The organism is Acinetobacter sp. WC-323 (assembly GCF_000314615.1).
Classification (GTDB): Bacteria; Pseudomonadota; Gammaproteobacteria; order Pseudomonadales; family Moraxellaceae; genus Acinetobacter; species Acinetobacter courvalinii.
The window spans coordinates 181,496-194,287 of record NZ_AMZS01000060.1 but is presented as its reverse complement, the minus strand read 5'-3'; the positions used below and the strand labels follow the sequence as shown (position 1 = coordinate 194,287).

7 protein-coding genes are annotated in these 12,792 nt (G+C 44.4%); 4 read left to right on the top strand and 3 right to left on the bottom strand.

All coding sequences use genetic code 11. From position 1 onward, the window contains the following. Window positions 1-104 precede the first annotated feature (104 nt). Window positions 105-3,791 (bottom strand): methionine synthase, encoded by a 3,687-nt coding sequence (gene metH / locus ACINWC323_RS03800; RefSeq protein ID WP_009514502.1) that lies wholly within the window; start codon window positions 3,789-3,791, stop codon window positions 105-107. Window positions 3,792-4,229: 438 nt separating this feature from the next. On the opposite strand from metH, the gene ACINWC323_RS03805 reads away from it, so the two are divergent. Continuing rightward, window positions 4,230-5,858, top strand: coding sequence for an inorganic phosphate transporter (locus tag ACINWC323_RS03805; RefSeq protein ID WP_005229345.1), 1,629 nt, complete (start codon window positions 4,230-4,232; stop codon window positions 5,856-5,858). A gap of 488 nt (window positions 5,859-6,346) precedes the next feature. Here the strand turns inward: ACINWC323_RS03805 and ACINWC323_RS03810 are convergent, their stop codons facing one another. Together ACINWC323_RS03810 and radA are read right to left on the bottom strand one after the other, a co-directional pair. After that, window positions 6,347-7,336: a Tim44 domain-containing protein gene (locus ACINWC323_RS03810; RefSeq protein WP_009514749.1), complete on the bottom strand. Its 990-nt coding sequence runs from the start codon at window positions 7,334-7,336 to the stop codon at window positions 6,347-6,349. A gap of 98 nt (window positions 7,337-7,434) precedes the next feature. After that, on the bottom strand, window positions 7,435-8,823 hold the full coding sequence (gene radA / locus ACINWC323_RS03815; protein WP_005229351.1) for a DNA repair protein RadA: 1,389 nt from the start codon (window positions 8,821-8,823) through the stop codon (window positions 7,435-7,437). Window positions 8,824-9,184: 361 nt separating this feature from the next. Here radA and ACINWC323_RS03820 point away from each other — a divergent pair, with 361 nt between their 5' ends. From ACINWC323_RS03820 to lptM, 3 genes are all read left to right on the top strand, one after another. Then, window positions 9,185-10,693, top strand: coding sequence for an alanine/glycine:cation symporter family protein (locus ACINWC323_RS03820; RefSeq protein WP_009514668.1), 1,509 nt, complete (start codon window positions 9,185-9,187; stop codon window positions 10,691-10,693). 286 nt (window positions 10,694-10,979) lie between these two features. Beyond that, a complete protein-coding gene (locus ACINWC323_RS03825; RefSeq protein WP_032880417.1) occupies window positions 10,980-12,392 on the top strand; it encodes an amino acid permease in 1,413 nt (470 codons plus the stop codon). A 144-nt stretch (window positions 12,393-12,536) separates the two neighbouring features. Then, the gene (gene lptM / locus ACINWC323_RS03830; protein WP_005229357.1) at window positions 12,537-12,773 is read left to right on the top strand and encodes an LPS translocon maturation chaperone LptM; all 237 of its coding nucleotides are present in this window, start codon (window positions 12,537-12,539) and stop codon (window positions 12,771-12,773) included. Window positions 12,774-12,792 lie beyond the last annotated feature (19 nt).

Here is a 12,792-nt window from a genome sequence, read left to right as displayed (position 1 = left end):
GGTTAAATCTATTTAGAAACTGATATCCTAGCTATATAACTTCTATAATATTTAATTATAAGTAATAAAAAAACCCCTCAATAGAGGGGATTTTTCTTTATTGCTTACCCAATCGAATCATCTAAATTCGGCGCTAACCAACGTTTCGCTTCATCCAGCGTCCAGCCTTTACGTTTTGCATAATCCTCAAGCTGATCCTGAGAAATCTTGCCCACGTTAAAGTATTCACTTTCAGGATGCGAATAATAGAAACCACTGACCGAAGAAGGTGGCATCATCGCAAAGTGTTCAGTCAACTTGGTGCCAATCTTCGCTTCCGAACCTAACCAGTCAAATAACACTGCCTTTTCAGAATGCTCTGGGCAAGCAGGGTAACCTGGTGCAGGACGAATACCGACATATTTCTCTTTGATCAATTCTTCATTGCTCAAAGTCTCATCGGCTTTATAGCCCCAGAACTCTTTACGGATACGCTCATGCAAATGCTCAGCAAATGCTTCGGCAAAACGATCGGCCAACGACTGAACCAAGATTGCTGAATAATCATCACCTTTGGCTTTATATTCATTGGCCAATTCTTCTGCACCAAAGATTGATACAGTGAAACCACCGAGATAATCGGTATGGTCTTTAGAGGTGCTAATAAAGTCGGCTAAAGATAAGTTTGGTTTGCCCGTCACTTTGTCAGATTGCTGACGGATATGCTCAAAGGTATGAGTAACCTTTTGACCGGCTTCATCAAATACGCTGACTGTATCTGCGCCTGTACGTTGTGCAGGGTATAAACCAAATACAGCACGGGCATCGAAACGATGATTCTCGATAATGTCTTTCAGCATCGCTTGCGCCTGATTATACAAATCAGTGGCTGCTTCACCCACAACTTCATCTGTCAGGATTTTCGGGAATTTACCCGCCAAGCTCCAAGAAATAAAGAATGGTGTCCAGTCAAAATATTCAACCAGTGTCGCCAATGGATAGTTGGTAATGACTTGCGTACCTAATGTATTTGGAATCGGTGGCACATAGTTATCATCCACCTTGAAACCATTTTCAATCGATTCCGCATAGCTGAGTTTGGCGGCTTTCGGTTGCTTGTTAGCTAGACGCTCACGAATCTTGGCATATTCAGCACGATGCTCGGCAATAAAGTTGCCACGCATTTCTTTCGACAGCAGGGTGGTTGCAACACCGACTGCACGTGAAGCATCGGCCACATAGATCACTGCATCATTTTGATATTGTGGATCAATCTTCACTGCGGTATGTGCTTTCGATGTGGTTGCCCCACCAATCAGTAAAGGAATGTTAAAGCCTTTACGTTGCATTTCTTTGGCAACAAACACCATTTCATCCAGAGATGGGGTGATCAAACCAGACAAACCGATGATGTCACATTTCTCATCAATTGCGGTTTGCAGGATTTTTTCTGCTGGTACCATCACGCCAAGGTCAACGATGTCATAACCGTTACAGCCCAAGACCACACCCACGATATTTTTACCGATATCGTGTACGTCACCTTTTACCGTCGCCATCAACACTTTACCTTTAGACTGGCTACCGGTTTTTTCAGCTTCGATGTACGGGTTCAGCCAAGCGACAGCTTGTTTCATCACACGTGCAGATTTCACCACTTGTGGCAGGAACATTTTACCTGAACCGAACAGGTCACCAACCACATTCATACCATCCATCAAGGCGCCTTCAATCACATCGAGTGGACGTTTGGCTTTTAAACGGGCTTCTTCGGTATCTTCATCAATATACGTGGTGATACCTTTGACTAAGGCATATTCCAGACGTTTTTCAACCGACTCGTTACGCCATTCAAGGTTCTCAGCTTCGCGTTGCGCGCCACTATGACCACGGTATTTTTCAGCCACTTCAAGCAGTTTCTCTGTGGCATTTTGACCCGATTCACCTTGGTTCTGGTTCAGGACTACATCTTCAACAGCTTCTTTCAGTTCTTTTGGAATATCGTCATAAATTGCCATTTGACCTGCGTTGACGATACCCATGGTCATGCCTTGCTTGATGGCATGGTACAGGAATACCGAGTGAATCGCTTCACGCACCGGTTCATTACCACGGAAGGAGAAGGAAACGTTCGATACACCGCCAGAAATCATGGCATGCGGCAAGTTCTGTTTGATCCAGCCCGTAGCCTCAATAAAGTCAACGCCATAGTTGTTGTGTTCTTCGATCCCGGTTGCCACGGCAAATACGTTCGGGTCAAAAATAATATCTTCAGCAGGGAAGCCGACATCATTGACTAACACATCATAAGAACGTTTACAGATTTCACGTTTACGTGCAGCGGTATCAGCCTGTCCCGCTTCATCAAAGGCCATGACAATAATCGCAGCGCCGTATTGACGGCACAGGCGTGCTTTTTCGACAAACTCGTCATAACCCTCTTTTAGGGAAATCGAGTTCACCACAGGTTTACCTTGTACGCACTTCAAGCCTGCTTCAATGATTTCCCATTTTGATGAGTCAATCATGATCGGCACGCGAGAGATATCAGGTTCAGATGCCACCAGATTGAGGAAATGTACCATCGCGGTTTGCGAATCGAGCATCCCTTCATCCATGTTGATATCGATGATCTGTGCACCCGCTTCAACCTGTTGCTGAGCCACTTCCAAAGCTTCGGCAAAGTTTTCTTCACGAATCAGGCGCAGGAATTTTTTTGAACCGGTGACGTTGGTACGTTCACCAACGTTAACGAACAAAGAGTTTTCATCAATGTTAAAGGGTTCTAAACCACTTAAACGGCAAGCAGGAATGGTTTCCGGCACTTGGCGTGGCTGAATATCTTTGACCGCATGATAAATGGCACGGATGTGGTCGGGTGTAGTACCACAGCAACCACCAGTAATATTGATCAAACCGCTTTCAGCAAATTCTTTAATGAATGCTGCGGTTTGTTCCGGGGTTTCATCATATTCACCAAAGGCGTTCGGCAAGCCAGCATTCGGATGGGCAGAAATAAAGGTATCTGCAACATCAGCAATGGTTTTGATGTGTGGACGCATCGCGTCTGCACCCAATGCACAGTTAAAACCGATCGAGAGTAAATCACCGTGACGCACCGAGTTCCAGAATGCTTCTGCAGTCTGGCCGGTTAAAGTACGGCCTGAGGCATCGGTAATAGTCCCTGAAATCATCAATGGCAGTTCATGACCGATTTGCTTGAAGACCTCTTTTACTGCAAAGATCGCAGCTTTACAGTTCAAGGTATCGAACACGGTTTCAATCAGCAGGATGTCAGCTCCACCTTCGATCAGGGCGTGAGCAGCTTCAATATAGTTTTCTTTTAGTTCGTCAAAGGTAATGTTACGAAAGGCCGGATCATTAACATTTGGTGAAATCGAACAGGTACGTGATGTCGGACCAAGCACACCGGCAACAAAACGCGGTTTATCTGCAGTCGAATATTTGTCACAGGCTGCACGTGCCAAACGTGCTGCTTCACGGTTGATCTCCGGTACCAGATCTTCCATGTGATAATCCGACATGGAAACGCGGGTGCCGTTAAAGCTATTGGTTTCAATAATGTCCGCGCCAGCATCCAGATAGGCTTCATGAATGCCCTGAATAATCTGTGGTTGTGTCAGAACTAATAAATCATTATTGCCTTTCAGGTCTGATGCCCAGTCTGCAAAGCGTTCACCACGATAATCTGCTTCTTCTAGTTTATGGCGTTGAATCATGGTTCCCATTGCACCATCAATAATCAGGATGCGTTGGGCAAGAAGTGATTGTAGGGTGGTAAGCGTGGACATTCAGAAACCCCGGTCGATGATGAAGATAAAAAGCAGGGGCATTGTAACAGAAGCTAGGTCAAAGCGCGTATTTTCAACAACTCAGAACAGTGATTCATCGGGTCATTTCGAAAATGTCATAAAATGTTCATTCAATTGTCATAATCGAACGGAATAATGCTTAAAAAGCCAACAAATTAATCAGAATATGACAAAAATATGTCATCTTTCTTAGCATTTGTTGCAAAATCAGACAAACAGTTTGGTTGGATATGATGTGTTTATAAGCCATTGTTTTTATTTTATTAAATTTTAAAACAGGACAAAATTATCGTAAAAAAAGCCTAAAAAACGCTATAAAAATATGAAATTTTGGCTTTATATGACAGCCCTTTGTCATATAATTGTCATAATTTAATTAAACAATACAGAGGATTTTATTATCCTCTCACCGTCTACATGAATTCTAATCTTCCTCCTGTTTCGGATTCACCGCTTGCCAGTTCTCAGGCAAAATCGACGAATGTACATGTACCTACACCGAAATTTTTTATGCCGGTGTTTTTGACAATTATTGTTGCAACACTGGTTTATATCGGTTTTCAGTTAAGTGCTGATCTGGCACATGTACCGCCGTTAAGCTTATATTCAGTTATTCTTTTATCGACGGCACTTTTCATCGCTTTAGGCTTTGAATTTGTAAATGGTTTTCACGATACGGCAAATGCTGTAGCGACGGTTATTTATACCAATGCTTTGCCTGCACCGGCAGCAGTAATGTGGGCTGGCTTCTGTAACTTCCTTGGGGTTATGGTGGCGAGTGGTGCGGTTGCATACGGTATTATTGCATTACTTCCTGTAGAAATGATCATGAATGTCGGCAGTGGTGCCGGCTTTGCGATGGTTTTTGCATTGTTAATCGCGGCGATTCTGTGGAATCTGGGCACGTGGTTCTTGGGAATTCCTGCATCAAGTTCACATACTTTAATCGGTTCGATTTTAGGTGTGGGCATCATGAATCATATCTTGAATGCGTCTGCTGGGGCGACCAGTAGCGGCATTGATATTGATCAGGTGATTAAGGTGGGTAAGGCGTTATTATTCTCGCCATTGATCGGTTTTGCGTTTGCTGCAATCCTGTTCTTGTTGGTGAAAAAAGTCTTTAAACGTCAAATGGAGCTGTTTCAGCCACCAGAAGGCAATAAGCCGCCGCCACCACTGATTCGTGCAATCCTGATTTTTACTTGTACAGGCGTAAGTTTTGCGCATGGTTCAAACGACGGTCAAAAGGGCATGGGTTTAATCATGTTGATCCTGATCGGGTTGGTACCATTGGCTTACTCATTGAACAAAAATCTGGATGCACAACATTTACAGTCTTTTGAGCAACTTTCTACTCAGACTGCGGTCGTTTTGAATGTGAATCAAAACGAGCTGACCGATGAAAAAGCACGTGATGTATTAACCAAATATATCCAGACCAAAGAGCAAACCGCTGAAGTTGTTCCTGCACTTGCAAGCATGACTTCTCATATCGGTACACGTGTTGCAGGCTATGGTGATCTTAAATTGATTCCTGAAGCGGCAGTGAGTGAAATCCGTAATGACATGTATTTGAGCACTACGACATTCAAACGTTTAGACAAAGCTGAAGCTTTACCAGCAATGGATGAAAGTCAGGCCAAAGTGGTCAAAGAATATCGTAATAGCCTGGATTCATTCCTACAGTACATTCCAAACTGGGTTAAAGTTGCAGTAGCACTGGCACTGGGTCTGGGTACGATGGTGGGCTGGAAACGTATCGTAGTGACTGTGGGTGAACGTATCGGTAAGAACCATATGACCTATGGTCAGGGCATGTCTGCTGAACTTGTGGCAATGAGTACCATTGCTGCGGCTGATGGTTTGGGTATGCCGGTATCAACCACTCACGTACTAAACAGTGCGGTTGCGGGGACCATGGTTGCGAATAAGTCCGGTTTAAACTTCAATACCGTGAAAACCATTCTTTCTGCATGGGTCTTCACTTTACCGGCAACGATTGCATTGTCTGGTGGTTTATACTGGTTATTCTTACAGTTTGTCTAATGAGACTGAATCATTAGATTTGAATAAAATTTAAAGGCTTTGCTACGGCAAGGCCTTTTTTTATGGGTATTGTTTGATGGCGTAGACAGATCTCTGCTTGTGAAGGCTCTATCAAAGCCTACAAGGTGATTTAACCTGAGCAGTACAAAGGGAGGGTGATCTGGCGAAATGGGCGTAAGAACCGCTTTAGGTGAAGATGTTGCAGGTAAAATTCATTACCGTCTAGGTGAGAACGAGTATTCTTGAAAATGACCCCCAATAAAAGCGTTTTATTCCCCAAAAGAGGAATATTTTTTAAAGCATTTATCCGTTAGTATCAATAGACAGATCGTGCCAGGTTGTGCTGACCTATCTCAATAAGAACGATAATTTTTGTTGTTTTACACTCCGCCATTCTCTAGGGAATGGCTTTTTTTGTTCCTGTTAAAATAAGAGCCATAAAAAAAAAAGAGCTATCGAAATAGCTCTTTTTTTATTTCATACCACAATTAAGCTTGTTGAATTCCCGCAACCACCCAGTCTTGTTGTGAACCGGCAGGTTTTACAAAATGCCAGATCTCAGTAAAAGGTTGTGGCAAGCTATTTAGATCTTCACTTACTGTGCCGGTAAAGCGTACGCTCACCACATATTGACCATTTTCAGTCGTACTTTCGACCACCATCGCATTCAGATTGCTAAACTCGGCAACATCCTGATCCTGATTGGCCATGATATCGCTGTGCATTGAACTATAAAGCTCAGGGGTTAAATAACGACGGATTTCCTCAATATTGCTGGCGCTGTTAACCGATTGAATATGGTTAAAACGTTGACGGGCAATACGTAAGAAGGCAGCAGGTTCAGTCCCATCTGGTAATTGATTGCCACTGCTCATAGACGCGCCACCAAATGGGGCTTGAGGAGCAGCGCTACCACCAGCGACAGACTGACCAAAGATATTGGTGTTATCCGCTGATTGACGTGGTGCCGCTTGAGGTGGAGCCTGACGGCCAAAGTTGTTTTGACCGCCATTGTTAGGCGCGTAAGGATTATTGCTGGCTAATTTTTTTTTTGCGCCCAATTTGCGGAACACAAAGAAGGCGATGGCAGCAGCAAGAAGGACCCAGATCCAGCCAGGAATTCCACCTTTTTCTTCCTGTTGCTGTTGTGCTTGCTGAGCAGCTTGTTCTTGCTCAGTCGTAGTCGGGTTATGTTGTTTGTCATCCGCCAATGCATTGGCAGCTACAGCACCAACGGCTGCACCTGCGACACCCGCAGCAACCATAGAGCCCACACCTGGACCTGATCGTTGAGGCGCAGTTTGTTGTTGAGGCGCTGGCGCTGCTTGACGTGACGGCTGGTAAGATTGGCTAGATGAACTAGATCTGCTCATGCCATGGCTTTTACCGCCACCTGCACGTTTTGCTTCCGCAAGCGGTGCAGCGACCAAAGTTGCCATCAAAAGAGCTGCCATCAAGCCACGCTGGTGTACTTGCATCGAAATTTCCTATTTAAATTCAATTTGTAAATGTATTTATGAAGGTATTTACATCGAATTTCAACTAGAAAAGTATGTTTTTTTATGTCAGACGCGGGTTATAGCTCATCACTGAGCTGCATGGCTTCGGTTAAGGCTTCATGCAAACGTGCCACAGCAATGATTTGGACGCCATCAACCGGTTTTTGTGGTGCATTACCTCGCGGTAAAATCACATACTTAAAGCCATGTTTGGCCGCTTCTTTTAAGCGTTCCTGACCATTCGGTACAGGGCGAATCTCGCCGGATAAACCCACCTCGCCAAAAACAGCCAGTTGTTGTGGCAAGGCTTTGCCTCTTAGGCTGGACGCACAGGCTAGTAATACCGCCAGATCAGAACCGGTCTCGGTAATTTTTAAACCACCGACCACATTGACATAGACATCTTGTCCTGAAGTTTGAACTCCACCATGTCGGTGCATCACCGCCAAGAGCATATTTAAACGGTTTTGTTCCAAACCAAGTGCCACGCGACGTGGCTGCCCATGTGCATCATCCACCAGTGCCTGAACTTCGACCAGAAGTGGGCGAGTGCCTTCACGGCTAATCATCACGATTGAACCCGGGATGGCTTCATCATAACGACTCAGGAAAATTGCGGAAGGATTGGCAACTTCACGTAGACCTTTATCGGTCATGCCGAATACGCCCAGTTCATTGACTGCACCAAAACGGTTCTTGACCGCACGGATCATACGGTAACGTGAGTCGGATTGGCCTTCAAAATACAGCACACAATCGACCATATGTTCTAAAACACGTGGACCTGCCAGCGCGCCTTCTTTGGTCACGTGACCCACAAGGAATAAAGCCGTGCCGCTATTTTTGGCAAAACGGGTCAGTAATGCTGCAGATTCACGAATTTGCGATACGCCGCCTGGCGCTGACTGTAAGGTTTCGGTATACAGCGTCTGAATCGAATCCAGAATTGCAACAGCAGGACGTTCTTGAGCCAGTACTTCACAAATCCGTTCGACACAGGTTTCAGCCATGACTTTCAGCGAATCGGTCGGTAGATCAAGACGTTGTGCGCGCAAGGCAACCTGTGACAGGGATTCCTCACCGGTGACATATAGCGCAGAACTTTTTTTGCTGGCCATATGCGTTGCGGTTTGCAGCAGAATGGTTGATTTACCAATCCCCGGGTCACCGCCAATCAAGACCACTGAACCTGTCACTAGTCCGCCACCCAAGACCCGGTCAAACTCGCTAATTCCGGTTTGCAGACGGGTTTCCTGTGAAACCGAGATCTGGTTAAGTGTAGTCAGATTCGCCACTTGCCCGGCATAACCTCCGCCCATCTTAGGCTGGCCACGATGTGTTACCACCGGTTCAACACGGACTTCGAGCAGGCTATTCCATTCACCACACTCTGAACATTGACCTGCCCATTTCGGATGATCTGCACCACATTGTTCACATCTGTAAACGGATTTGATTTTTGCCATAAGATAAAATTGAAAACTTTCTTAAAATTAGATAAAAAAGAATCAGGACGAAAAATTTCTAAACATGTCCATCGTTGTTTAAGGAATAACAAAACGAAGACGGCATGATTTCGTCACAGATTGGTTAAAGGGAAGTGCTCAGAAAAATAACATGATATACGACTTTTACAAGTTTTAGACCGTGTGTTTTTAGCAATCGCTTTTTTTGTTCAATTCACTTTTTCCATGGATGGTGTTGGTGTATTTGCTTATTTGTTGTCAGGAGATTTTGATCGAATGGCATAGATATTGCTCATGCTCAGACGAATGAAAAATTCAACAGTGACTATCTTTTCAAAATATATAATAAAGGTTGATGTCTATGAGTGCAGCAGAGATTGTAAATTGGGTAAATGGAATTATCTGGAGTCCAGCGCTAATCTATTTATGCCTCGGTGCTGGTTTATTTTTTTCTATTTTAACTCGGTTTGTACAGGTTCGTCAGATCAAGGAAATGGCGAAACTATTAATTAATGGTTCCTCCTCCGCACAGGGAATTTCTTCATTTCAGGCCTTGTCGGTCTCCTTATCGGGACGTGTCGGGGTCGGTAATATTGCCGGCGTGGCGGCCGCCATTGGCTTCGGTGGCCCAGGTGCGGTGTTCTGGATGTGGCTGGTGGCATTTCTTGGCGCCAGTACCGCCTATGTCGAGTCCACACTGGGTCAAATTTACAAGGTTGAATATCAGGGGCAATATCGTGGTGGTCCTGCTTTTTATTTTGACCGGGGTTTAGGCCAGCGTTGGTTAGGGATTCTATTTGCGATTGCTGCCATTGTTTCGTGTGGTCTGTTTTTGCCGGGAATTCAGGCCAATGCGGTCGGGAACGCTTTTACCCAGATTACCGGCCAGGGTGCGATTGTCTTTGGTGATATCGGTGTATTCAAATTGCTGGCGCTGATTGTGGTGGTGTCTTTACTGTCGATCATTATTTTTGGAGGCATCAAGCGGATTGCGCGCTTTGCAGAGCTGGTGGTGCCTTTTATGGCGCTGGGTTATATCCTGATGGCGGTGATTATTGTGGTCATGAACATTCAGGAATTGCCGGGGGTAATCAAGCTCATTTTTACAGATGCTTTTTCACCGATGGCAGGGATCGGCGCCGCAATTGGTTGGGGGGTAAAACGTGGTGTTTATTCTAATGAGGCGGGGCAAGGCACAGGGCCGCATGCTGCTGCAGCTGCAGAAGTGCAACATCCGGCCCAGCAAGGCTTTGTACAGGCTTTTTCGGTTTATGTAGATACCCTGTTTGTGTGTTCAGCAACGGCCTTTATGATTCTGATTACAGGCATGTATAACGTACAAGGCACTTTAGAAGCCGGGCAGTTTATTGTGCAGCATGTTTCGCCGGCAACCGAAATCGGTTCACCTGCATTTACCCAAATGGCAGTCAGCACAGTTTTTGGAGGTTTTGGTCAAATCTTTGTAGCGCTGGCTGTATTCTTCTTCGCATTCACCACGATTGTGGCTTATTACTATATTGCAGAAACCAATATTACCTATCTGAGCTATATCACCAAAACACCTTCGCTGCTCTTTATCACCAAGTGTTTTATTATTCTTTCAGTTGCCTACGGCATTATCAGTGCAACCGGTTATATCTGGGGTATCGGTGATATTGGGGTAGGCCTCATGGCCTGGATCAATATTATTGGCATTATCGTGACCTATTTTATCTGGAAACCGACCATCAAAGCCTTGAAGGATTACGAAGAGCAACAGAAAGCAGGTGTTAAGGAGTTCGTGTTTGATCCGTTGAAACTCGGCATCCGTAATGCGACCTTCTGGGAAGAGCGTCTTAAGCGTAAACAGCAGTCAAGATCTGATGATTAAGTTATAGATTCATTTTTTCATAGCTAAGAAGTGGCCTTGATTGCCACTTCTTTTTTATTTGTGCTTGCTTCCAGGATGACCAAGTTGCCCGCACAAGTTCATTGTATTGTTTTGGCCTTGTGCGTATGATCGGCTTCAATTGTATTTTGACAAATACAGGTACAACATTACTTAGCTAAAACAAGCCCAAGCATGGATAGCGAAAAAAGATACTGAAAAGGGTATGTATCGTTATAAACAGCTGGTTTTAGCTAAGGGATTAAAAACACTGGAGAGTTTTTGTAAAATGTCGAATCAAAATCTGAGTGAGGCTGCTGAGCAAAGCGGACTTCACCGTAGTCTATCTAATCGACATCTACAGTTGATTGCGATTGGCGGTGCAATCGGAACAGGATTGTTCATGGGGTCTGGTAAAACCATCAGTTTGGCTGGGCCATCTATCCTGTTTATTTATATGACCATTGGTTTGATGGTGTTCTTCGTAATGCGTGCATTAGGAGAACTGTTACTGTCTAACCTGAACTACAAATCTTTTATCGATTTATCGACCGATCTGATCGGCCCTTGGGCAGGTTATTTTGTTGGTTGGACCTACTGGCTCTGTTGGGTCACTATCGGTATCGCTGATTTATCGGCCATTATTTACTATCTGGAATTCTTTAATGGCGGAGAGTCGTTTACCCCATTAGGCGGATTGCTGATTAGTACGGTCGCGATCATGTTTGTACTGGGCCTGAATCTGGTCACCGTTAAATTATTCGGTGAAATGGAGTTCTGGTTTGCAATGGTGAAGATTACTGCAATTATTGTGTTGATTGCGGTGGGCCTATGGATGATCTTTACCGGCTTTACCAATGCTTCAGGAACAGTCGCAAGTGTTTCAAATCTCTGGAGCCATGGCGGCATGTTCCCGAAAGGTCTGGAAGGGTTTTTAGCAGGCTTCCAGATTGCAATTTTCGCCTTTGTCGGGGTGGAACTGGTTGGTACCACGGCTGCTGAAACGCAAGATCCAAAACGTAACCTACCGAAAGCGATTAACTCGATTCCGATCCGTATCATTATTTTCTATGTATTGGCCTTGTTTGTGGTGATGTGTGTGACGCCTTGGGATCAGATCAATCCTAAAGTGAGTCCATTCGTTAATATCTTCTCACAAGCAGGTATTGCCTCGGCTGCGATTATCATGAATCTGGTGGTATTGTCTTCGGTGATGTCATCCATGAACAGTGGTGTTTTCTCGACCAGTCGTATGTTGTTTGGTCTATCTACAGATCAACAAGCGCCTAAACTGTTTGGAAAACTGTCTAAATCGGCTGTTCCGTCTAAAGCATTGATCTTCTCGTCAATCTGTATCTTTATCGGTGCATTCGTGCAGTTTGTTTATAAGTTGCAGACCGGTACCAATGATGAAGTCACAGCATTTACGCTTGCAACAACACTATCAACCATTCTGTTCATCTGCGTATGGATCATTATCATGTGGAGTTATATTAACTACCGCAGAAACCGTCCAGAGTTGCATGCGCAATCAAGCTTTAAACTTCCAGGTGGAGTGTTCACTTGCTGGGTCGTGATTTTATTCTTCCTTGCAACGATTTACTTCCTTGCACTAGATGAAACCACATTAGAATCGCTCAAAGTCAGCCCGATCTGGTTTGTCATTCTAGCGATTGGTTATTTCTTCTATAGAAAAAAATAAGCAATAACCAGATTGAAGTATCAAAACGTCGACCTTTAAAGTCGGCGTTTTTTTATGGTTATTGCCTGATTCATTCAAGTTTAGACTTTAGCCAATCCAATGATCACGCTATACTGCTCCGAATTGTAAAAGTTAGGTGCTCAGATGCTTAAAGTCATTTGTTCGATCAGTTTATTATTAAGCAGTATTGTTTTAACTGCCTGTGGCCAGACGGGTGAATTGCATTTGCCATCTGATCCAAACCAAGACAAACGCGCAAAATATCTGCTTTATAAAAATGAAGCAACTCAGGCTAAAACCTCATCTGATGTAAACACTGATGAAGTAGAACAGGACAGCCAGGCAACCTCATTGCCGCAATCACAGACCATCTCACCTTAAGTTTGTAAATAAGGACATC

Coding starts and splice junctions, on each gene's coding strand:
- radA (WP_005229351.1), bottom strand. CDS start 8,823: ATGGCAAAAATCAAATCCGTTTACAGATGTGAACAATGTGGTGCAGAT.
- ACINWC323_RS03825 (WP_032880417.1), top strand. CDS start 10,980: ATGTCGAATCAAAATCTGAGTGAGGCTGCTGAGCAAAGCGGACTTCAC.
- ACINWC323_RS03820 (WP_009514668.1), top strand. CDS start 9,185: ATGAGTGCAGCAGAGATTGTAAATTGGGTAAATGGAATTATCTGGAGT.
- ACINWC323_RS03810 (WP_009514749.1), bottom strand. CDS start 7,336: ATGCAAGTACACCAGCGTGGCTTGATGGCAGCTCTTTTGATGGCAACT.
- lptM (WP_005229357.1), top strand. CDS start 12,537: ATGCTTAAAGTCATTTGTTCGATCAGTTTATTATTAAGCAGTATTGTT.
- metH (WP_009514502.1), bottom strand. CDS start 3,791: ATGTCCACGCTTACCACCCTACAATCACTTCTTGCCCAACGCATCCTG.
- ACINWC323_RS03805 (WP_005229345.1), top strand. CDS start 4,230: ATGAATTCTAATCTTCCTCCTGTTTCGGATTCACCGCTTGCCAGTTCT.